The following is a 21,827-nucleotide window of genomic DNA, read 5'->3' as shown; positions in this document are numbered from 1 at the left end:
CCCGACCCGCCCTGACCGGTCCCCGCGCACGTCGGTCCGCTCCGAGTCCCGCGCCCGGCGCCGCCCGACTTCGCGGGACCTCCGCGCGACCTTTACGGAACCGGTGCTTCCGCCACGCCGACCGCGCCCGCCGGACGCGGGCCGGGGAGGAGCGGCACGAACCGGTCCCACCGCTCGATCTGGCAGCCGTTGCTGCGGTCGAACGTCGCGTCGACGGGACGTCCGGCCCAGCGGCCGGTGACATGGGCGGTGGCCGGCCCGCCGTACCGCATCGTGCAGAGCTCGCCGCCCGGCACGGGCGCGAAGGCGTCCCTGCCCCACCGGGTGTTGCGGTCCACGGCCCCGCAGGCGCCGCCCGGGTCCGGGTGGCTGCCGCGGTCGGGGTGGCAGTACACCTCGAACGTACCGTCCGTCCGCCTACCGCTGTGCCGGACGGTGACAGTGAGGTGATCGCCGCTCATCCGGTCCTCCTCCCGGACCGGCGGCGGCGCGAGCGGGGCACGTCCGCCGGCGGTGGCGGACGCGCCCGCCGTCGTGCCGACGCTCCCGGGACGCGCGGCGTACGCGCTGACGGGGCCCGCGGCCGACGAGGTGATCACGACGGCGCAGACGGCAGAGGCGGTGACGGCGAGGCGTCGAAGCGGGGTGACCTGGAACATGCCGGGACTAACGCCGGGCCGACGGCGACGTTGCGCCCGAAGAAGCGCTTTGCCCTGCGACCCGACTGCCTAGTACCGTGGACGTCGATTGGTGACACCACGCTCGACTGTGTCATCATCTGCACGCACCACTCGCACGCACGCGAGCGGTTGTGCTGGAGGCGTCGCCTAGTCCGGTCTATGGCGCCGCACTGCTAATGCGGTTTGGGACTTACATCCCATCGAGGGTTCAAATCCCTCCGCCTCCGCTCGATCACCGAAGCCCCGGTCCACCCGATCGGGGCTTCGTCGTCCCCGCCCTCGCCCGCAGGGCCCGTTCAGGATGTTTCCGCAGGTCACAAGGGGTACGGCTAACGGATTTCACATGTCGGCGGCAGTCATGTAATGTTCTTCCTGTCGCCGCGATCGGGCCGGAAGGGCCGGGAAGCAAAGACAGAAAAACAGAATAACAAGCACTCGTAGCTTAACGGATAGAGCATCTGACTACGGATCAGAAGGTTGCAGGTTCGAATCCTGCCGAGTGCACACAGATCAAAGGCCCCGCCGGTGCATCCGGCGGGGCCTTTGGCGTCAACGGGTGGCGTCAACGCCCCGGAACGGGCTGTTCAGCCGCCGAGGATGCCCATAGGCAAAAGCGCGTCGTCCGACCAACCTGATCAACCTGACAACTGTGGGGCGCGCCCAGGGACACTCCGGACTCCGGCCGACTCTCAGACAACACGGGTTCAGGGGCCGAAGTGACGGACCAGCAGGTCATCGACTCCCTGATGGAGATGGCCAGGGAATCCGGTGAGCGGGGCTGGTGGCACCCCTATGGCGAACTCTCCGACGGCGTCTACATCGGCCTGTTTGGGTTCATCGACGAATCGGCCCTGCGCCGAGTCGTCGGCGGCCCGGACGTCATGCGTGAACAGCTGGAGCACCTGAAGGCACTCAGCGCGGAGTCGCACATCACGGTGCAGGTCCTTCCGTACACGGCCGGCGCTCATCCGGGTCTGTCAGGGCAGTTCTCCATCCTGCGGTTCGCCGACAGCCCCGAGGCGGGGGTGGTGTACCTGGAGCGGTTCGCCGGCGATCTCTGCCTGGAGAAGCCGTTCGAGGTGTGGCACCACAACGCGAGGTACGACCACCGCCAGGCGCAGGCCCTCACCCCGGACGGCAGGCGCGACTTCATCACCGACATCGCCAGGACGTACGTCGACGCGCCGATCCCGTCCTGAGCGACCTCGCGTGCGGACCATGGGGCAGCGGCAGGCTTCGGCGAGGGAGTCGGTGGATCGTCGGCGGGCTCAATCGAGGGTGGTGAGGTGATGGGCGTCGCCGCCTCGCCACTCGATGAGGAAGATGGTCGCGTCGTCGGTCGTGGTGCCGCCGCGTTCCTGTTTCAGGGCGTGGGAGAGCGCTCGTACCACAGCCCGTACCTGGGGGCGGTCGCGGAGGATCCGATTGGTCCACTCGATCAACTGCTCCTCACCGAACTGTTCTCCACCGGCCTGGTGCTCCTCGAACAGGCCGTCGGTGAAGCACAGCAACCGGTCCCCGGGTTCCAGCATCCGCTCGCTGACCACCGGCTCCTCACCGCCGAAGCCGACCGGCAGCGTGGTCGGGCTCTCCAGCCGGTCCACCACAGCGCGGTCACGGATCAGGAACGGAGCCGGGTGGCCGGCGTTGACCCACTGCAGCCGGCCTGTGGTCACGTCGAGGATCATCATCTGAGCGGTGACGAAGTGGTCTTGGCCGAACTGCTCATTGATGGCCCTGTCCATGAACGCATACACCTGGGACAGATCCGTATGGGCCCGTCGCGTGTGGCGATAGGCGCCGATGGCCACCGTCGCCATGGTCGCCGCGTCCAGTCCGTGGCCCATCGCGTCGATCATGGCCACGTGCAGGATGTCGCCGTTGAGGGCGTAGTCGAAGCTGTCGCCGGCCACGTCGTAGGCGGGCTCCAGGATGCCGGCCACCTCGACCTGCGGCACCGTCATGGACAGCGGGGGCAGCAACGACCACTGGATCTCCGCGGCCACACTCATCGGCGCACTGCGGCGGGCCTGGAAGAACTGGTCGGTGTAGGCGTCCTTGGTGACGATCATGTCCGCGACCAGGCCGGCGAGTCTGCGCAGCAATCGCCTGTCGTCGTCATCGACGCTGTCCAGGGTGACGGCCATCACCCCGATCTGGTCGCTGCCGTCCAGCAGCGGCAGGTACATCCGCACACTGCCGTCCTGCGGCACCTCCACGGTTCTGCGGCTCAGGAACGCGTCGCCTGCGGGGGAGTTCTCGACCGGCTCGGGGCCGCTGAGCTTCAGCCTCCGTCCCGGCAGCGGCACCAGCAGCACCTGCTCGTAGTCCTGCAGGAGGATGGAGACGTCCCGTCCCCCGACCCTGGCCACCTCTTCCGCGACGAGTGGGGCGATCAACTGCGGCGGCATCTCGTGGGCGCGGTCCAGCAGCACCCCCAACAGCCGTTCGCCGAATCCCTCCGACCGGTCCACCCCGACCCGGTCCGGCTGCCGCCCACCGTCCGTCATGGCTGTCTTCTTTCCTTCGTCCCGGGCAGGGGGAAATCACGGGGTGGCAGCGTCCACGCGGTGTTCACCGGGCGGCCCGGTTCCCCTGGACTCGTCGAACCGCAGCCGGTGCGGGCGGTGCCGACCGGACGGCGTCGGAGCTTCCGGCATCCCGACCACGGGTCCCGACGTGGCGCCCGACGCGGCGCCCCGACGCGCGACGCACCCTGCTCCTCTCGGATCCACCCGGCAGGCAGCGGCGAGCAGCGAGGCACGGCGCAGTCGACCGTCACAGGCTCGCATCGCCTACCGGCCCGACGAGCCGATTACGCCATGGGGCGGCATGTCGCCCCGAACGTCGGTCACCCCAAGAGCCTTGGGCGGCTGCGGCTGCGGCTGGGGCGGCGGGAGCACGTCGACCGATGAGCGGGCCAGGGCAGGGATACCGGTCTTGAACGAAGTGGCCGTCGGTGGCCATGGGCGGAACGGATCGCGCCCTGCTCCCGACGGCCGTGCCCGTGGTGCTTCAACGACCCCGGCGTAGACACACCGGGGTCGCCCTTACGGGCCGGTCGCACGTGAGAGTGTGCCGACCCGCTTTCATGGTAGCCCTGGTGAAGATTCCGGGCATATGGTGCTTTTTGGTTCTCGTTGGTCAGGTTTCGTCAGTCTGCGTACGGTCGTTTCCGGAGGACCGACTGGTGACCAGCCAGGAGCGCGCAGGCTCGGCTGCGCGAGCGGTGTCCACCGTGAGGTGGAGGCGGGTTCCGCCGGCCACCGTGCCGACGGGATAGCTGCGCTGCTCGGACGAGGCGAAGCAGCGGCGGAGAACCTCCGCGACCTTGCGCGCGGCCTCGGGGGACGAGGCGACGAGACGCACGTCGACGTTCCCGGCAGGGGGCGGGTCCGGTGACTCCGCGGGGTGAAGCCGTTCCGGCCTGCTCACGGCTTCCCTCGGGGAGCGGGCCGCGTCATCCGCGGTGCCGCCCGGCTCGGCGCCGTCGACAGCGGGCGACGCGGAAGGCTTTGCCGCTCGTCGGTTCTTCGCCCGCAGGCGGCCGGCTCCCGGCAGCGCCTCGCCGTAGCGGTAGGCCGCGATCCTTGCGTCGTGCTGCGCGTTGAGCCGATGGATCAGGGCGATTCCCATGGCGATCACGGCGATGATCAGTACCGCTGTGACGACGGTCTCCACGTCCTCACCTCCCTCGGGCCGAGCGCGCCGGGGCGGTCCTGTCCGGTGGGGGTCGTACCTCTGCTGGTCGCGGTCATGGCGCGAACCTGTCCCCGGGCTCGTCCTGGACGTTCCGGTCCTGTCGCTCACCGAGAACGGCACCAGCAGGGAAGTCGGTGCGCGAAGTGCTCCCGGTATTCCGACCCTACTCCGCCCGAAGCCCCTGTGAGTGCGTGTGACCAGCCGTTCTCCCGGACAGTGCGCCGTCCGGGCCACCGTGCGGGACGTCGCCTCGATACCGGGCACCGTTTGCCGCGCCTCCGGCTGGGTGATCACACGGCGCCTCTCCGGACAGTGCCCCTGGAGCGGGTCCGTGCGGAGGAGGAGCACAGGGGCGACGGTCCCCCCGCCGACGGCCCGGGTCCGTTCGGCGTGGCCGGGGAGTAGGCTCGAAGTACCGAGGATATTCCGCGCACCGGCTTCCATGCTCGTGTCGTTTTCGGCGATCGCATAGGCCGGGCCGACCACGGTCGGCTCGGGGCAGGGTTCGCGTCATGACTGCGACCATTTCCCTCTCGCCGATACTCGAAGATCGGCTGTCCTCCACTACTTCTTCCTCTCTCCGCCTGTCGCTGGCCCCCGTCTGCGCCGCGCCGGCTCTTCTGGACGGCGCCTGGTGGCCCCGCTCCCGTGATCTGGCGGCGGAACTGCCGATCCTGACGGCGGTACTGGATCCGCTGTGGGGGCGGATCACCAGGGTCACGGTGAACCCCACCCAGTGGCCGGTCCTCCCGCGCAAGGTGCCCGTCGCCGGTCACGTCGTGAAGGTGGGCTGGTTCCTGGCCGAGCAGGACCCGCACGAACTGCTGCTGCTCTCCTACCGCACGGGCCGCTGGAACCTGCTGGTGGTCCCGCCGTGGACGGACCCCGTCATGGCCGCCTGGCTGATGGCCGCCGCGAGCGACCCGTGGGGCACGTCGACCGCGAGCCGGTTGATGGAGGAGGCCGTACTTCTGCGGACGGCGTCCGAGACCGACCGGGCCCGGGAAGCGGTCTGGGACTCCGAGGGAGGGCACGGGGCCCGCGATCCGGCCGCGCGTCCACGGAGCCCGGGAGTCATGGCCGAGGGCGGAGTCGAGCCGTTGCACCCGTCGCGGCCCGGCCCTGCGCTGATGGGGATGTGAGGACCATGGAGACCTTTGTGACCCTGGTCGTCGTCATGGCGATGATCGCTCTGGGTGTGCTCATCGTCCACCTGGCGAACCGGCAGCACGCGATCGCGCCGCCGCCTTCCACCAAGGCCGCCCCCGGGGCGACCCTGCGGAGACGCAGCACCTGGAAGGGACTGAGGTGAGTCCCCGTGATCCCCACGATCCCGCTGCTCCCGGGCTCCCTCCTGGCGGACACCAGCAGGGAGCCGATACTCCCCGGCACCGCGGTCCTGCGGATGGAGACGACGCCCCGGCGCACGGGGACGTTCGACGGCGCGTGGTGGCCGCGGTCACGTGATCTCGGGAGTCAACTGTCCGGACTGCTCGCCGTGTTGAGTGCCCGGCTGGGTCCACTCGCCCGTGTCGGCCTCGACGCGGGCGCCTGGGACGAGAGGCCGGGCCATCTTCTCGTCGACGGTCGTACCGTCCGCATCGACTGGGCTGCCGTCAGCGACGACACCATGATCGTCACTCGGGGCGATCAGGACCACTTCATGTTCCTGGTGATCCCTCCGCAGACGGCTCCCTCGCTCGCTCGCGCCGCGATGGCCATGGCCGTACGGGACGACAACGACGCCTCGGCCGAACGGATTCTCGCCGCCACCGGCGTCACCCCCGCCGACCGGACGCCCGTACCGCCCGGCGCTCCCGGCTGGTAGCCCGGCGGGCCGCACTCGCGGGTTCGGTGCCGGAGGTCGCGCGCTCGGGGCGACGTCGGCGGAACAAGCCGACCCGGCGGTCTGCAACGCCTTCCTGGCGTGGGGCCGGCAGGACATCGGGCCGGTTTGAGGTTCCCCCGAGATGCGGGGAAAGATGACAGCAGGTCAGATGGGTCTCATGAGAGGAGCCCGGACGATGCCTGCCCCGAGGAAGTACCCGCTGGAGTATGTGACGGGCGCGTCATCCGGCGACGGCGTCGTAGCCGGGTTCGACAAGCCCCGCCGAGTGCACACGGGCCGACATCCGGAGAAACCGAATCCGGGCCTCCGGCATGCCGCACAACGCCGGGCCGTTGGAGGCAAGACCGGGGTGCCCGCCGGGCCCGACGCCGTCGCACGCTAAGGAGACTCGCGTCGACCGGTGTGCGCGGCGGAGTCGGGCGTGGGAGTCACGGGCAGGAGCTGGGGGCGCTTGGCGGTGCGGCCGTCGCCGGAGGATCGGCCGCGCAGGCGGCGTACGAGCCAGGGGCCGAGGTGTGCGGCCACCCAGCGGAGTTCGGCTCCTGCTGCCTGTCGGCGCGAGGGAACCCTCTGCGGTGGCAGGGGGCGTGTCCAGGTGTCGTCGGTTCCGGGCAGGTGGATGGCGTGGGCGAGGGCTGCGGCGATCCGTTCGTGACCGAGGGGGCTGGCGTGGAGGCGGTCCGCGGTCCACATCCGTGGGTCGGTGGTGGCGGTCTGTCGGCCGGTCTCGGCGACGGTGACCCCGTGCCGGGCGGCCGCGGCACGGATGCGGGTGTTGAGGTCGAACACGCGGGACCTGACGGGCCGGGCCAGCGGCATGATCCTTCCGACGTCGGGGAAGGTCAGCGTCACCACGTGGGTGCCGGCGGCCGTGAGGGCGGCGAACATGTCCTCCAGGTGCCCTGCCACTTCCGCGGCGTCGTACCGGGGCCGGAGCAGGTCGTTGACACCGGCGACGACGGTGGCCAGGTCGGGGCGCAGAGCCAGGGCCGGCCCCAGCTGTTCGGTGTGGACCTGGCCGGCGGTACGCCCTCGTACGGCCAGATTGGCGTACCGGAGACCGGGGTTGACGGCGGCGAGGTGCTCGGCGAGCCGGTCGGCGAAGCCGCGTAGGCCCAGGGTGTCGTCGCCGTCGCCGAGCCCTTCGGTCTGGCTGTCGCCCAGGGCGACATAGCGCAGGTAGTCACCGTTGTGCATGAGTCGTCCGCCTTTCCCGCAGGACAGTCGCGATCCGCAGGCACCAGTCCCGGTGGCCCTGCTCGAATGCGAGGCCGCGCAGGCAGGTCAGGTACGGCCCGATCCGCTCGCCTCTGAGGAGGAACTCCGCTTCGTCCTGCTCGCCGCGCAGTTGTCGCAGCAGCTTGCCGAGCAGTTCGATCTTGCCCTCGGCCGCGGACGCCCGCTCCTCGAGCTGTTCGATCACCGACGCGGTACCGATGCGGTCGGCGACCTGGACCTTGACCAGCAGGTCGTCGCGGATGAACGAGGGCTTCGCCACGGCTGCGGCGAACTTCTCCAGCTCGGCGCGGCCGGCGTCGGTGACGTGGAACAGGCGCTTGTTGGGCCGCGTCTCCTGGATCACCTGCCGACCGGCGACCAGCCCTTCCCCCTCCAGCTTGGCCAGCTCGGCGTACAGCTGCTGGGGCAGGGCGTGCCAGAAGTTCGCCACGCCGACATCGAACGCCTTCGCCAGCTGGTATCCGCTGTACTCGCCGTCCAGCAGCGCCGCCAGCACGGCATGTCGCAAGGCCATCGAGGCTGCCCCCTCGTCCCGGTTCGGCCGTCCGTCTCCTCGAGAGTAGATTACTCAAAGAAATGACTAATCACATCCTTGATTAGAGCGCTGGTCGACGGGGGTCCTGGTCGCCGGGGGTCACTCGCTCCGGTCGTGGCTGAGGCGCAGTTCCTCGCGGTAGGCGTTGGCGAGGGCGGTCGCGCGGGTGAACCAGTCCGTCAGGACGGCGATCTCCTCCACCGAGTATTCGGCGAAGAGGGCGTTCAGGCGGGCGTAATGCGGCTCGTAGAGGGCGTAGACCCTGGCCACCGCCGAGGGGACGGCCGCGACGCGGACCCGGCGGCGGTCCTGGGGGTCGGCCCGGCGGGTGACGTAGCCGGCGCGTTCCAGACGGTTGAGGATGCCGGTCACGGCGCCTGTCGTGACCTGGACGTGTGCCGCGAGGTCGCCGGCCGTCAGAAGGTCCTCGCCGGCCTGAAGGACGTAGCCGAAGCAGGTCAGGTCGGTGACGTTCAGGCCCAGGCGCTGGGCCATCTCCTGCTGCCCGATCATGCTGGCCGCGATGAGGTCGTCCATCGCGGAGAGCGCCTCGGCGGGGGTGGCTGCGGGGCGGGGGGACGGAGGCGGCGGCTCTGGTGTCATCGCGGGGCCGGTTCCTCTCCGGGGCGTTCGAGTGCGTGAGCTCGGCTGAGGGAGCTGCGTGAGCTGCGGGGGCGGTGGCTCGTGGGACGGGGACGGGTTCGTGCTGGGTCCTTGTTATCCGCTTTCGGTTTGTCTTACCTTGTAAGAGGTTTCCAGTATGAACTTCTTAGATAGTGAGGGATTCATGGCCGGGCATGGATACGACGAGGGGCACACGATCGCCGGATGGACCGGCGTGGCGATCGTGGCCGTCGGGGGCTCCGCGGCGGGCGTCGGTGTGTGCGTCGGCTCGGTGCCCGCGCTGGTCGTCGGCGGTGTCGTCCTCGGATTGGCCGCGCTGGTCACCTGGGGGCTGCATCTCGCCGGGTGGGGCAAGCCGCCGGGGGTGCGCCCGCGGTCGGAATGGGGGATGCGGGTACGGGATCCGTGGGCCCGGGAAGGTCATCCGGGGTGTGTCGGGTGCCGGCTCGCCGGGCGCGGGCGCACGGCCGTCACCGCGCTGTCGGTGCCGGGGCCTAGCGTTGCGGGTGATGGCACGGGCATGGAGGTGTGCGGGGCTGCGGTGGTCGGCGGCGGAGGGCCCCGCGCTGATCTGGGACGGGGCCCGTCCTAGCCCGCTGACCTGGGGCAAGCGGGTCTCGTTCGGCGTGGTGGCGGGCGGTGTGCGGCAGTGTGTCGGGGCTCGGGGGAATCCGTGTCCGGTGCGGGCGGCCGTGCCGGGAAGGAGCACGGGGGCCCGGTGCGAGGAGTGCGCGCGGCTGGACCGGGCGCACTCCGTCGCGGCGGACGGGATCGCCGACGACCCGCGCCCCTACCGGGTGTACCTCGCCTGGTTCGGGCCCGGGCTCGTCAAGGTGGGGATCACTGCCGCCGAGCGGGGGCCCGTGCGACTGCTGGAGCAGGGCGCGGTCTGCTTCAGCTGGCTCGGCGTCGGGCCGTTGATGGCAGCCCGCCGCACCGAGGAACTGTTGCGGGCCGCGCTGCGCGTGCCGGACCGGGTTCCGTACGCCGTCAAGCGGGCGGTGCGGTCCGCGCTGCCGACGGGGGAGGAGGAACGGGCGGGTGAGCTGCGCGAGGTGTACGGCCGGGCCGTTCAACTGGGCGACTGGCCCGAGTCGTTGGAGCCCGCGCCGTTCCGATCCGTCGACCATGTACGGGCGTTCGGGCTCGCCGGGGCTCCGGCCGCGTACGGTGAGGTGAGCGAGCTCGTGCCCGGCGGCTCGGTGAGTGGCGAGCTGGTGGCGGCCGTCGGCCCCGACCTGCATCTGGCCGTCGGCCCGAGTCCGGCCGTCGGCCCGAGTCCGGACGTCGTCCCGCTTCCGGCCGCCGATCCGCCCCGATCCGCCGATCCGCCCCAGCCCGCCGACCCGGCCGCGGCCGACCGGGGTGGGGTGGTCGTGCTCGACACGCGGTTGATGCGAGGGTGGGAGCTGGTCCCTGCGGGGAGCGGCGAAGTGGGCTTTCCGGTACGGCGGTTCAGGGGGACGGAGCACCGTCAGGACGGCCTGTTCTGACGGAGGCGCGATCCCGCCCGTTCCTGTGCGTCGCCAAGGTGGATCACAGCCGGGCTCCCGGTCGGCGGCCCATGAGATCTTCGGGGAGTGGGCCCGGCGTCGCACCACGACGTCGCACCCCGACGCCGCAAGATCGGGTGTTCGCGGGCAATTCGCCCCCCAGGGCGAGGGGCGGGGCTGGAGCGGAGCAAGCGCGGAAACCAAGCACGGAGAAAACGCGGAGCAAGCGCTTCCCAGGTGTTGCCTGAGAGGCGCCTGTGCGTTTCTCAGAGAAATCACAGACAAGTGAAAGAGTGCTCTCAGCGGGCCCCGACAGGGTGTTCACCATGACCACGACCTCGCCCCAGGGGCGCACCGAACTGCTGAGGCCGGACGGGAGCCCCGTCCGCGTGCTTGTGGTGGACGACGAGCTGTCGATCACCGAGCTGCTGTCCATGGCCCTGCGCTATGAGGGTTGGCAGATCCGGAGTGCCGGTGACGGCACGGGTGCGATCCAGACCGCCCGTGAGTTCCGGCCCGACGCCGTCGTCCTCGACATGATGCTGCCCGACATGGACGGGCTGACGGTCCTGGGGCGGCTGCGGCGTGAGCTGCCGGACGTCCCGGTGCTGTTCCTCACGGCCAAGGACGCCGTCGAGGACCGGATCGCCGGGCTCACCGCCGGCGGCGACGACTACGTCACCAAGCCGTTCAGCCTCGAGGAGGTCGTGGCACGGCTGCGCGGGCTCATCCGGCGTACCGGCGCCGCCGACCGGCGGTCCGACTCCATGCTGGTGGTCGGGGACCTGACCCTCGACGAGGACAGCCACGAGGTGTCGCGGGCCGGCGCCGACATCCACCTCACCGCCACCGAGTTCGAGCTGCTGCGCTTCCTGATGCGCAACCCGCGGCGCGTGCTCAGCAAGGCGCAGATCCTGGACCGGGTGTGGTCGTACGACTTCGGCGGTCAGGCCAACGTCGTCGAGCTGTACATCTCCTACCTGCGGCGCAAGATAGACGCGGGCCGTGAGCCGATGATCCACACCCGTCGTGGGGCCGGTTACCTGATCAAGCCCGCCGCGTCATGAACGGGCGACGACGGCCGCGTCCGCAGAAGAGACGAGCGGGAAAGCCGCGCACCCTGCGGACCCGGCTCGTCGTCGTGTCGGTGACCCTGATCGCCGTCGTCTGCGCGGTGATCGGCACGGTGACCACCCTCGTGCTCCGGGACCATCTGTACGGCCAGCTCAACGAGCGGCTGGGCGAGGTCGCGGCGCGTGCGGCGCCCCGCGACGGCTTCGCCGGGCCGCCCGGCCCGTCGGCGAAGACCGACACCACCACGCCCGGCCGGCAGCTCGGTCAGCTGGTCACGGGCCCCCAGTCGGACAGCACCATCGCGGCCAAGGTCGTGAACGGCGCCATCACCGAGGCCGCGCGCGGCGTGAAGTCGCAGGACTTCTCGATGGGCAGCAAGGAGCTCACGAAAGCCCAGAAGACAGCGCTCAACTCGGTCTCCCGGGACGACAAGACGCACACCGTGACGATCCCCGGACTGGGCGACTACCTCGTCAAGTACGCCAGCAACGACACCTCCGCCTACTACGTGGCCATCCCCACGGCCGACGTCGACAAGACCATCAACACCCTGATCGTCGTCGAGATCAGTCTGACCGTCGCGGGTCTCCTCGCCGCCGGCCTCGCCGGCACCGTCATGGTCGGCGTCGCCACCCGGCCGCTCCGCAAGGTCGCCGCCACCGCCACCCGGGTCTCCGAACTCCCCCTGCACACCGGCGAGGTGAACCTCAGCGAGCGGGTGCCGGAGTCCGAGACCGATCCGCACACCGAGGTCGGGCAGGTCGGCGCGGCCCTCAACCGGATGCTGAACCACGTCCACGGCGCGCTGCACGCCCGCCAGGAGAGCGAGATGCGGGTCCGGCAGTTCGTCGCGGACGCCAGTCACGAGCTGCGCACGCCCCTCGCCTCCATCCGCGGCTACGCCGAGCTGACCCGGCGCGGACGCGAGGAGGTCGGGCCCGACACCAAGCACGCGCTCGGCCGCATCGAGTCCGAGGCCGGCCGGATGACCTTCCTCGTCGAGGACCTGCTCCTGCTCGCCCGGCTCGACGCGGGCCGGCCCCTGCAGTTCGAGCAGACCGACCTCGTCCCCCTGGTCATCGACACCGTCAGCGACGCCCGCGTCGCCGGCGACGAGCACGCCTGGCGCCTCGAACTGCCCGACGAGCCGGCCCTGGTCTCCGCCGACTCGGCGCGACTTCAACAGGTCCTCGTCAACCTCCTCGCCAACGCCCGGACGCACACCCCGCCCGGCACCACCGTCACCGCGCGCGTGCAGCGCCGCGGGCCGTGGCTGTGCGTGGACGTCCAGGACAACGGCCAGGGCATTCCGCCCGACCTGCTGCCGCATGTCTTCGAACGGTTCGCGCGCGGCGACTCCTCGCGCTCCCGCGCGTCCGGCTCGACCGGCCTCGGCCTCGCCATCGTGCAGGCTGTCGCGACCGCGCACGGCGGCGCCGTGACCGTCGACAGCGTGCCCGGACAGACCGTGTTCACCGTGCACCTGCCCGCGCTCGGCCCGGCCGTGCCCCAGCCCGCACCCGAAACGAGCTGGCAACTCGACTCACAGGTCGAGCACAGTGCCACCACATGGGTGCAACAGGGCGCCTGACGAAAGTCGACGACATGCGAACCGACTCTTCTCCCGGCACCCTGCCGGCGCGGGAGCACCTCCCGGCCGCCACAGCCGGTACGCCTGTCCTGGACGTAGTGATCCCCGTCTTCAACGAGGAGAAGGACCTCCAGCCCTGCGTCCGGAGACTGCACGACCACCTGACGCGGACGTTCCCCTACTCCTTCCGCATCACCATCGCGGACAACGCGTCGACCGACGCGACCCCCTCGGTGGCGCGCCGGCTGGAGGCGCGGATCCCGGAGGTGCGGAACTTCCGGCTCGAGCAGAAGGGCCGCGGCCGAGCCCTGCGGACCGTCTGGTCCGCCTCGGACGCCCCGATCCTCGCGTACATGGACGTGGACCTGTCCACCGACCTCAACGCGCTGCTGCCGCTGGTGGCGCCGCTGATCTCCGGCCACTCCGACCTGGCGATCGGCTCCCGGCTCGCCCGTGACTCCCGGGTGGTGCGCGGGCCGAAGCGGGAGTTCATCAGCCGCGCCTACAACCTGATCCTGCGCGGCTCGCTACAGGCCCGCTTCTCGGACGCGCAGTGCGGGTTCAAGGCGATCCGGCGTGACGTCGCACGGATTCTGCTCCCCTGGTGGAAGACACCGGCTGGTTCTTCGACACTGAGATGCTGGTGCTCGCCGAGCGCGCCGGCCTCCGTATCCACGAGGTGCCGGTCGACTGGGTCGACGACCCGGACTCCACGGTGCACATCGTGAAGACGGCGACCGACGACCTGAAAGGGGTGTGGCGCGTGGGCAAGGCCCTGGCCACCGGTTCGCTGTCCCTCGACCGGCTCCGCCGTCCGTTCGGCGACGACCCGCGCGACCGCGAGATCCAGGACGTGCCGGGCGGCCTGGCCCGTCAGCTGGTCGGGTTCTGCGTCGTCGGCGGACTGTCCACCCTCTTCTACCTCCTTCTCTACAGCGGTTTCCGCCAGTTCGGCGGCTCGCAGATCGCCAACGCGCTCGCCCTGCTGGTGTCCGCGGTCGCCAACACCGCCGCCAACCGGCGCCTCACCTTCGGGGTGCGGGGACGCGGCGGGGCCGTCAAGCACCAGGCGCAGGGCCTGGTCGTCTTCGGTATCGGCCTGGCGCTGACCAGCGGCTCGCTCGTCGCGCTGAACGCGGCGACCTCCGACCCCGCGCACGCGACCGAGCTGGCGGCCCTCGTCGCGGCCAACCTCGCGGCGACGGTGCTGCGCTTCCTGCTCTTCCGCGTGTGGGTGTTCCCCGACCGGCGCGACGGTGACGACCCGGCGACGACGACCGGGGCCGCCGCCATCCCTGCCTCACCCGCGGGCCCGCCCTCAGTGACGTACCCGACGACCACGCCCACGACGCACCCGGCGACGCACCCGGCGACCTCGTCCGCGCCGGCCGGCGGCCACTTCGGGCCGCTGCCCCAGCGCTCGGGCCCGCCGCAGCGGCCGGTAGCCCATCCGCACGGCACCGCCCGGACCACGTCCACGTCCACGTCCACGAGCACGTCCATGAGCACGTCCACGTCCACGTCCGTATCCACGACCCATCTCCGCGCCGGCGAAGCCGCGGACGGCACCTGGAGGGACGCCACCCTGCGGATGCAGCCGGTGCGCCCCCACGACACCGACCCGGGGGACGCCCGATGACCACCCACCTCGACCAGCCGACGGCCGCCTGGGGCGCGCCGCCGGAGCACTCCCCGGCGTCCGCGCGGGAAACCGTCGTCCCGGCCCCCGACTCGGGTGAGCCGAAGCAGCCCCTGCACCGCAGACTGTGGCGGGGCCGCCCCGAGGACCCGCGCTGGGCCCGCCCGGCGCTCCTCGGCCTGCTGGCCGCCACGCTCCTCCTCTACCTCTACAACCTGAGCGCCTCCGGCTATGCCAACTCCTTCTACTCGGCGGCCGTCCAGGCCGGCAGTCAGAGCTGGAAGGCCCTGTTCTTCGGCTCGCTGGACGCGGGCAACGCCATCACCGTCGACAAGCCCCCGGCCTCCCTGTGGCCGATGGCGCTGTCGGTGCGGATCTTCGGCCTGAGCTCGTGGGCGATCCTCGCGCCCGAGGTGCTGATGGGCGTCGGCACGGTCGCCGTCGTGTACGCCTCGGTGCGCCGCCGGTTCAGCCCCGCGGCCGGTCTCATCGCCGGCGCGGTGCTGGCCCTGACCCCCGTCGCCGCGCTGATGTTCCGGTTCAACAACCCGGACGCCATGCTCGCCCTCCTGATGGCCGTGGCCTGCTACTTCACGGCTCGCGCAGTCGAGGACGGCCGGACGAAGTGGCTGGTGTGGGCCGGGGTCGCGATCGGCTTCGCGTTCCTCGCCAAGACCTTGCAGGCGTTCCTGATCCTGCCGCCGCTCGCGCTCGTCCACGCGGTCTGCGCGCCGGTGCCGGTGAAGAAGCGGCTGGGGCAGCTGGCCGTCGCCACGGGCGCGGTGATCGTGTCCGGCGGCTGGTGGGTCGCGATCGTCGAACTGTGGCCGGCCTCCTCCCGCCCGTACATCGGCGGCTCGCAGAACAACTCCTTCCTGGAGCTGACCTTCGGCTACAACGGTCTCGGCCGCCTCAACGGCGAGGAGACCGGCAGCGTCGGCGGCGGCGGTGGCGGCGGGAACACCGGCCAGTGGGGTGAGACCGGCTGGGACCGGATGTTCAACTCCGAGATCGGCGGCCAGATCTCCTGGCTGCTGCCGGCCGCGCTGATCCTGCTGGCCGGCGGTCTGGTGGCGGCCCGGAAGCTGAGCCGGACGTCGACGACCCGCGCCCTGTTCCTGGTCTGGGGCGGCTCGCTGCTGATCACCATGGCCGTCTTCAGCTACATGGCGGGCATCTTCCACCAGTACTACACGGTGGCCCTCGCCCCCTACACGGCGGCCGTGATCGGCATGGGCGCCGGTCTCCTGTGGGAGAAGCGGTCGGAGATCTGGGCCGCGCCGACCCTCGCGGCCTCGGTCGTGGCGGCGGCGGCCTGGAGCTACGTCCTGCTCAACCGCACGCCCGACTACCTGCCCTGGCTGAAGTGGCTGGTGCTGCTCGGCGGGCTGACCGCCGCGCTCGGCCTGGTCTTCGCGGGCCGCGTCAACCGGCAACTCGCGCTCGCCGCGGCCTCCGTCGGCCTCATGGCCGCGCTGGCCGGTCCGACGGCGTATACCCTCAGCACGCTGCAGGAGGGCCACACCGGATCCATCGTCACCGCCGGTCCGGCCGGCGCGAGCATGATGGGCGGCGGTCCGGGAGGTGGCGGCGGCCGGGGCGGCTTCGGCGGCAACGGCGGTGGCCCCGGCGGCCAGAGCCAGCAGAACGGCAACGGCACCGGCAACACGCAGGGGCAGGGCCAGGGGCAAGGCCAAGGGCAGAACCAGCAGGGCGGCGGCACGGGCGGCTTCCCCGGCGGCGGCAATGCCGGTATGCAGGGCCAGGGCCAGAACCAGCAGGGCGGCATGCCCGGCGGGCAGACCGGTGACGGGGGCGGCGGCGGTATGCGCGGCGGCGGTGGCGTCGGCGGCCTGCTGAACGGCGCGAGCGTCTCGGCCGAGGCCAAGAAGCTCCTGGAGGCCGACTCGGGGAAGTACACGTGGGCCGCGGCGGCGGTCGGCGCCCAGAACGCCGCGAGCTACCAACTCGCCACCGGTGACGCGGTGATGGCGGTCGGCGGCTTCAACGGCACCGACCCGTCCCCGACGCCGGCGCAGTTCAAGCAGTACGTGGCCGACGGTGAGATCCACTACTTCATCAGCAGCGGTTCCGGCGGCGGTATGGGCGGCGGCAGCGGTACGTCGTCGCAGATCGCGTCCTGGGTCGAGGCCAACTTCAAGAAGGTGACGGTCGGTTCGTCCACCTTCTACGACCTGACCCAGAAGTCGGGCAGCTGACGAGGGTCCCGAGGACGGGCTCGAAGCAGCGGGTTCGCGGCGACAGGGCGGTGGCTTGGTGCCACCGCCCTGTCGCCGTCTTCCGGGACGGTGAAGCCCCAGCCCGGGCGGGGCCCGCCCGGCTGCGGAACGCCGGCCGCCGCTTAGCATCGTCCCCAGTGACCGGCGAGTGCAGGAAGGTGCCGTGCGATGGCCGAGACCGCCAAGGATCCCGCCGCGCACACCAGCGTGTGGCTGGAAGGCAAGGCGCGGCGCCGCGGCCGTGGCGGGGGCCGACCCTCCGGGCTGGACCGGGACCGGATCACCGAGGCCGCCGTGCGGCTGCTGGACGCCGAGGGGCCGGCCGGGTTCTCCATGCGGCGACTGGCGGCCGAGCTGAACGTGACGGCGATGTCCGTCTACTGGTACGTCGACACCAAGGACGACCTGCTCGAACTCGCCCTGGACGCCGCCTTCGGCGAGTTGGCGGAGCTGCTGCCCGATCCGGCGGACGACGACGTGGACTGGCGCGACCAGCTGCGCACGCTCGCCCGTGCCTACCGCGACCTGCTGGTCCGGCATCCCTGGCTGTCGCCGCTCGCCGGCTCGTTCCTCAACGTCGGCCCCGACCACCTCGCCTTCTGCCGCGTCGTCCAGCGCGTCGTCCGCCGCACCGGGATCCCGACGCGCGGCCTCAAAGCGGCCATCGCCGCCGTCTTCCAGTTCGTGTACGGCTTCGGCACCGTCGAGGGCCATTTCCTCGCCCGCTGCACGGCCGTCGGCATGACCCCGGACGACTACTTCCGCCACGCGATGAGCGAGGCCGGCCGGGTTCCGCCGGCCGCCGACGTGGTCAAGGAGGCCGAGGACGTCATGGCGGCCCGCGGCGGCGACACGGTGCGGGAGATGTGGGAGCGGGACTTCGACTTCGCCCTGGACCTGCTGATCGCGGGCATCGAGACGATGGCCGAGCGCGGCTGACGGACCGTCCAGTGGAGGGCCGGGCACCCAGGCCGAGAGCCGGGGCGGTCCGGCTCACTCGCCCGCGCGGGTGACCAGGGCGGTCCGGCCTACTCGCCCGTGTCGGTGACCAGGTGTGCCGGGAAGCCGCCGGTGGCCACCGGGCCCCACCGTTCCGGGGTGATCCGGATGATCGACTTGCCCTGCTTCCGCATGGCCTGCCGGTACTCGTCCCAGTCGGGGTGCTCGCCGGCGATGTTGCGGTAGTACTCCACGAGCGGTTCGACGGAGTCGGGGGCGTCGACCACCTCGGCGGCCCCGTCGATCTGGACCCACGGCCCGTTCCAGTCGTCGCTGAGCACGAGGACGGCGACGCGCGCGTCCCGCTTGGCGTTGCGCGTCTTGGCCCGCTCGGGGTACGTGGAGACGACGATGCGCCCCGAGTCGTCGACCCCGCAGGTCAGCGGCGACGCCTGGGGGCTGCCGTCGGCACGCCGGGTCAGCAGGATCGCCCGGTGGCGGGGACGGACGAAGTCCAGCAGCTCGTCCAGGGAGACCTTGGTGTTCGTCGCGATGTTCGGTGCCATGCCCTCAGCCTAGGCCGCGTGAAGTCCCATCAGGCTGACCCCGCTGTGCCTACGCCTGCGGCCGTCGCGATGCCCATGGCAGTCGCCGCCTTGCCCGTGGCTGTCGTCGCTCCCCTGTGCCCGTGTGCCCGTGTGCCCGTGTGCCCGTGGGACGCTGCGCCCGTGTGCCCGTGATCACGCTTCGAGCTGCGGCAGCGCGTCCCCCTGTACCGCCTGGACGTCCAGCTCCACCTTCAGCGTCGTCCCGATGGCCGCGATGCCCGCCTGGACGACCTGGTTGTAGTTCATGGCGAAGTCCTCGCGCCGCAGCTGCGCGGTCGCCCGGAAGGCGGCCCGGGTGCCGCCCCAGAGGTCGGAGCCCGTGCCGAGGTAGGCCAGGTCCAGTTCCACCGGGCGGGCGACGCCGCGCATGGTCAGCTCACCGTGGACCGTCCAGCGGTCGGGGCCGGCCGGGGCCAGTCCGTCCGAGCGGTAGACGATCTCCGGGTACCGCTCGACGTCCAGGAAGTCCGCCGAGCGCAGATGGGCGTCGCGCACGGCGTTGCCGGTGTCGATGGAGGCCGCGCGGATCACCGCCTCCACCCGGGACTTCGTGACGTCGTCCGGGGCGACCTCGACGGCCGCCGCGAACTCCGTGAACCTGCCGTGCACGCTGGAGATGCCCAGGTGCCGGGCAACTGCTGCGACGGCGGAGTGCGCCGGATCGACGGTCCAGGGGCCGGGCGGGGGCAGCTCCGAGCCGCCCTGCCGGGTCAGGGGCACGGTCCCGACCTCCGCCCTTCCGCTCGCCGTGACGATCGCGCTGCGGGCCGCGGGCGCGTACCCGACGGCGGTGACGATCACCGTGTAGGCCCCGGGGGCGAGTACGGTCGCGTCCCGCACGGCCCCTTCCGCGTCGGCCTCCGCGCGCAGCACCTGGCCGCCCGTCATGTCGGTCACCGTGACGACCGCGTGCGACACGGCCCACCCGTCCCGCGTGCGGATCTTCGCAGTCAGTCCCATCTCACGTACTCCTCGACTGGAAACGGCCCGGTGCGGGGACGTACCCCGCACCGGGCCGGAGCGATGTCTGCGACAGCCTGGCCGGTTGCCTGCACCAGGCCTGCCCTGCGTCCTCGTCCTCGTTCTCGTCCTCGTCCTGGCCGCGCGCGGCCCCCGGCTACTGCTCGCCGGGGTGGGCGAGTTCGATGTCGTGGCCGTCGACGCCGGCTCCCGCGACCGTCAGCGCGGTGGCCACCGGCGGGTATCCGGTCGCGATGACCGTGTACTCGCCGCCGTCGAGGTCGGCGAAGGCGTAGGCGCCGTCGGCGCCTGTGGTGGCGGTGCCGACCACGTTGCCCGCCGCGTCCACGAGCGTCACGCGCGCGTCGGCCAGCGGACCGTGGGGCGCCCGGACGACGCCGCGGAGCTGGGAGCCCGCGTCGAGGACGACCTCCGTACGGGTCACGCCGGTGCCGCCGATCTCGACGGGCAGGGCGCGCGGCCGGAACCCGGCGGCGTTCACCGCCACGGTCACCGCGCCCGGCACCAGCTCCGTGAAGGAGAACCCGCCCTGCTCACCGGTGGTCCCGGTGGCCAGCAGATCACCGCGCACATCGGTGACGATCACCATCGCGTCCTTGACGCACTCGCCCGACCCGGCGGCCCGCACCACACCGGTGAGCCCGCTGGTCCCGCTGAGCAGGATGTCGTAGGCCACCGGCTCCGCGCCGTTCACCACGATCGTGGAGGCCTGGGGCTGGAAGCCGTCCGCGGAGGCGATCAGCACGTACGAGCCCGCGCCCGGCGCGTCCACCGCGTAGGACCCGTCGGACCGCGCGACGTGCCGGCTGAGCTGCCGTCCGGTCAGTGAGATCAGGGTGACGGCGGCCTGCGGGACGGGCGCGTTCTCGGCACCTCGGACGAAGCCGTGCACGGAGATGCCGTTCGAGGGGGTCTCCTGGGGCTCGACGGTCTCCGTCCCGGACAGGGCGGTCTCCGCGCCGGACAGTGTCGCCGTGGCGGCCGACGTCTCCACGCCGGACAGGGTGGTCTCCGTGCCCGCCGGGGTGGTCTCCGTGCCGGCCGGGGTCTTCGCGCCTGCCGGGGTGTCGTCCTCCGCCGCCTGTGCCAGCGCGCCCTTGGTCCGCAGCGGGACCTCCCTGATGAAGAGGGTGATCAGGAAGGCGAGCAGCGCCAGCATCGCGGCGATCATGAAGACGTCGGCGATGCCGTGGCCGTACGCGCTCTCCATGACCGTGCGCAGCGGCACGGGCAGCTTGTCCATGTCCGGGATCTGACCGGAGGAGCCGGAGCCGGACGCGAGGGCGGCGTACTTCGGGTCGAGGCCGGCGATGCCGTCCTCGGCGTAGCCGGTGATGCGGTTCGCCATGACGGCGCCGAGCGCCGAGACGCCGATCGCGCCGCCGAGCGAACGGAAGAACGTGACCGTGGAGCTGGCCGAGCCGAGGTCGGACGGGTCCACCTGGTTCTGCGTCGAGAGCACCAGGTTCTGCATCATCATGCCGACGCCGAGACCCAGCAGCGCCATGAAGAGCGCGGTCTTCCAGTAGTCCGTGTCGTAGCGGATCGTGCCGAGCAGCCCGAGGCCCGCGGTGATGAGCACACCACCGCTGACCAGCCACGCCTTCCACTTTCCGGTGCGGGTGATGAACTGCCCGGAGACGGTGGAGGAGACGAACAGACCGCCGATCATCGGGATCGTCATGATGCCCGACATCGTCGGGGACTCGTCCCGGGCCAGCTGGAAGTACTGGGCGAAGAAGACGGTCCCGGAGAACATCGCCACGCCCACGAACATCGAGGCGATCGACGACAGGGTGATGGTGCGGTTGCGGAACAGGCGCAGCGGGATGATCGGCTCGGCGGCCCTGCTCTCGACGAGCACGAACAGCAGCGCGAGCACGACCGAGCCCGCGATCATCGAGTACGTCTGCCACGACAGCCAGTCGTACTTGTCGCCGGCGAAGGTGACCCAGACCAGCAGCAGCGAGACCGCGGCCGAGATGAAGAACGCGCCGGCCCAGTCGACCTTCACGTCCCGCTTCACGACCGGCAGGTGCAGCGTCTTCTGCAGCACGATCAGCGCGATGACGGCGAAGGGGACGCCGACGTAGAAGCACCAGCGCCAGCCCAGCCAGGAGGTGTCCGTGATGACGCCGCCGAGCAGCGGACCGCCGACGGTCGCCACGGCGAAGGTGGCCCCGAGGTAACCGGAGTAACGGCCGCGCTCACGCGGGGAGATCATCGCCGCCATGACGATCTGCGCCAGGGCGGAGAGACCGCCCACGCCGACGCCCTGCACGACACGGCAGGCGATCAGCATGCCCGCGTTCTGCGAGAGCCCGGCGGCCGCCGAACCCAGCACGTAGATGACGAGCGCGATCTGGACGAGCGCCTTCTTGCTGTACAGGTCGGCGAGCTTGCCCCACAGCGGGGTCGTCGCCGTCATCGACAGCAGGGTGGCGGTCACCACCCAGGTGTAGGCGGACTGTCCGCCGCCGAGGTCGCCGATGATCTCGGGGAGGGCGTTGGAGACGATCGTGGACGACAGGATCGCCACGAACATGCCGAGCAGCAGCCCGGAGAGCGCCTCCATGATCTGCCGGTGGGTCATCGGAGCGTCCGCGGCGGAGCCGTGGGATCCTCCGCCGTGC

19 protein-coding genes, 2 tRNA genes and 1 pseudogene are annotated in these 21,827 nt (G+C 71.4%); 13 read left to right on the top strand and 9 right to left on the bottom strand.

What is annotated here, in order from left to right; genetic code table 11:
* Positions 1-92 precede the first annotated feature (92 nt).
* A complete protein-coding gene (locus QA802_RS20610; RefSeq protein WP_334524771.1) occupies positions 93-659 on the bottom strand; it encodes an SSI family serine proteinase inhibitor in 567 nt (188 codons plus the stop codon).
* A gap of 157 nt (positions 660-816) precedes the next feature.
* Between QA802_RS20610 and QA802_RS20605 the strand changes: the two genes are divergently transcribed.
* The 3 genes from QA802_RS20605 to QA802_RS20595 all read left to right on the top strand — a co-directional run bounded on the left by QA802_RS20605 (position 817) and on the right by QA802_RS20595 (position 1,879).
* Positions 817-907, top strand: a tRNA-Ser gene (locus QA802_RS20605).
* 204 nt (positions 908-1,111) lie between these two features.
* Positions 1,112-1,184 (top strand) — tRNA-Arg (locus QA802_RS20600).
* 212 nt (positions 1,185-1,396) lie between these two features.
* Positions 1,397-1,879: a DUF5753 domain-containing protein gene (locus QA802_RS20595; protein WP_334524768.1), complete on the top strand. Its 483-nt coding sequence runs from the start codon at positions 1,397-1,399 to the stop codon at positions 1,877-1,879.
* A gap of 69 nt (positions 1,880-1,948) precedes the next feature.
* On the opposite strand, the gene QA802_RS20590 is transcribed toward QA802_RS20595, so the two are convergent.
* Together QA802_RS20590 and QA802_RS20585 are read right to left on the bottom strand one after the other, a co-directional pair.
* Positions 1,949-3,190, bottom strand: a complete 1,242-nt coding sequence (locus QA802_RS20590; RefSeq protein WP_334524765.1) for a PP2C family protein-serine/threonine phosphatase — start codon at positions 3,188-3,190, stop codon at positions 1,949-1,951.
* Between the two features lie 634 nt (positions 3,191-3,824).
* Positions 3,825-4,115 (bottom strand): hypothetical protein, encoded by a 291-nt coding sequence (locus QA802_RS20585; RefSeq protein WP_334534777.1) that lies wholly within the window; start codon positions 4,113-4,115, stop codon positions 3,825-3,827.
* 779 nt (positions 4,116-4,894) lie between these two features.
* Here QA802_RS20585 and QA802_RS20580 point away from each other — a divergent pair.
* From QA802_RS20580 to QA802_RS20570, 3 genes are read left to right on the top strand one after another with little or no spacing between them, the layout of a single operon-like run.
* A complete protein-coding gene (locus QA802_RS20580; protein ID WP_334524762.1) occupies positions 4,895-5,524 on the top strand; it encodes a DUF5994 family protein in 630 nt (209 codons plus the stop codon).
* 5 nt (positions 5,525-5,529) lie between these two features.
* Positions 5,530-5,694: a hypothetical protein gene (locus QA802_RS20575; RefSeq protein WP_334524759.1), complete on the top strand. Its 165-nt coding sequence runs from the start codon at positions 5,530-5,532 to the stop codon at positions 5,692-5,694.
* A 9-nt stretch (positions 5,695-5,703) separates the two neighbouring features.
* Complete coding sequence (locus QA802_RS20570; protein ID WP_443042285.1) at positions 5,704-6,210, top strand: DUF5994 family protein; 507 nt, start codon at positions 5,704-5,706, stop codon at positions 6,208-6,210.
* Between the two features lie 399 nt (positions 6,211-6,609).
* Here the strand turns inward: QA802_RS20570 and QA802_RS20565 are convergent, their stop codons facing one another.
* From QA802_RS20565 to QA802_RS20555, 3 genes are all read right to left on the bottom strand, one after another.
* A complete protein-coding gene (locus tag QA802_RS20565) occupies positions 6,610-7,428 on the bottom strand; it encodes an SGNH/GDSL hydrolase family protein (protein WP_334524753.1) in 819 nt (272 codons plus the stop codon).
* Positions 7,415-7,984 (bottom strand): PadR family transcriptional regulator, encoded by a 570-nt coding sequence (locus tag QA802_RS20560; RefSeq protein ID WP_334524751.1) that lies wholly within the window; start codon positions 7,982-7,984, stop codon positions 7,415-7,417. The genes QA802_RS20565 and QA802_RS20560 overlap by 14 nt, the downstream gene beginning before the upstream one ends.
* A 120-nt stretch (positions 7,985-8,104) precedes the next feature.
* Positions 8,105-8,608 (bottom strand): MarR family winged helix-turn-helix transcriptional regulator, encoded by a 504-nt coding sequence (locus QA802_RS20555; protein WP_334524748.1) that lies wholly within the window; start codon positions 8,606-8,608, stop codon positions 8,105-8,107.
* 184 nt (positions 8,609-8,792) lie between these two features.
* Between QA802_RS20555 and QA802_RS20550 the strand changes: the two genes are divergently transcribed.
* The 7 genes and pseudogenes from QA802_RS20550 (at position 8,793) to QA802_RS20520 (ending at position 17,605) form a co-directional block, all read left to right on the top strand.
* The gene (locus QA802_RS20550) at positions 8,793-9,221 is read left to right on the top strand and encodes an HGxxPAAW family protein (protein WP_334524745.1); all 429 of its coding nucleotides are present in this window, start codon (positions 8,793-8,795) and stop codon (positions 9,219-9,221) included.
* Positions 9,139-10,122, top strand: coding sequence for a DUF2797 domain-containing protein (locus tag QA802_RS20545; protein ID WP_334524742.1), 984 nt, complete (start codon positions 9,139-9,141; stop codon positions 10,120-10,122). The genes QA802_RS20550 and QA802_RS20545 overlap by 83 nt, the downstream gene beginning before the upstream one ends.
* A gap of 326 nt (positions 10,123-10,448) precedes the next feature.
* On the top strand, positions 10,449-11,189 hold the full coding sequence (locus QA802_RS20540; protein WP_334524739.1) for a response regulator transcription factor: 741 nt from the start codon (positions 10,449-10,451) through the stop codon (positions 11,187-11,189).
* Positions 11,186-12,787, top strand: coding sequence for a sensor histidine kinase (locus QA802_RS20535; protein WP_334524736.1), 1,602 nt, complete (start codon positions 11,186-11,188; stop codon positions 12,785-12,787). The genes QA802_RS20540 and QA802_RS20535 overlap by 4 nt, the downstream gene beginning before the upstream one ends.
* 14 nt (positions 12,788-12,801) lie before the next feature.
* Positions 12,802-14,426 (top strand): annotated as a pseudogene (locus tag QA802_RS20530) (bifunctional glycosyltransferase family 2/GtrA family protein).
* Positions 14,423-16,645 carry a glycosyltransferase family 39 protein gene (locus QA802_RS20525; protein ID WP_334524734.1) on the top strand — a complete coding sequence of 741 codons (2,223 nt, stop codon included), beginning with the start codon at positions 14,423-14,425 and terminating at the stop codon, positions 16,643-16,645. Before QA802_RS20530 ends, QA802_RS20525 begins: the two are co-directional and overlap by 4 nt.
* Positions 16,646-16,834: 189 nt before the next feature.
* A complete protein-coding gene (locus QA802_RS20520) occupies positions 16,835-17,605 on the top strand; it encodes a TetR/AcrR family transcriptional regulator (protein ID WP_334524731.1) in 771 nt (256 codons plus the stop codon).
* Positions 17,606-17,694: 89 nt separating this feature from the next.
* On the opposite strand, the gene QA802_RS20515 is transcribed toward QA802_RS20520, so the two are convergent.
* The 3 genes from QA802_RS20515 to QA802_RS20505 form a co-directional block, all read right to left on the bottom strand.
* Positions 17,695-18,171 (bottom strand): PPOX class F420-dependent oxidoreductase, encoded by a 477-nt coding sequence (locus QA802_RS20515; RefSeq protein ID WP_334524729.1) that lies wholly within the window; start codon positions 18,169-18,171, stop codon positions 17,695-17,697.
* 174 nt (positions 18,172-18,345) lie between these two features.
* Positions 18,346-19,173, bottom strand: coding sequence for a YceI family protein (locus QA802_RS20510; protein ID WP_334524727.1), 828 nt, complete (start codon positions 19,171-19,173; stop codon positions 18,346-18,348).
* Between the two features lie 157 nt (positions 19,174-19,330).
* Positions 19,331-21,787 (bottom strand): MFS transporter, encoded by a 2,457-nt coding sequence (locus QA802_RS20505; RefSeq protein WP_503461620.1) that lies wholly within the window; start codon positions 21,785-21,787, stop codon positions 19,331-19,333.
* Positions 21,788-21,827: the final 40 nt, after the last annotated feature.

The organism is Streptomyces sp. B21-105 (genome assembly GCF_036898465.1).
Taxonomy (GTDB): domain Bacteria; phylum Actinomycetota; class Actinomycetes; order Streptomycetales; family Streptomycetaceae; genus Streptomyces.
The sequence above is the reverse complement of the archived record's forward strand: the minus strand, read 5'-3'. Positions and strand labels throughout refer to the sequence as shown.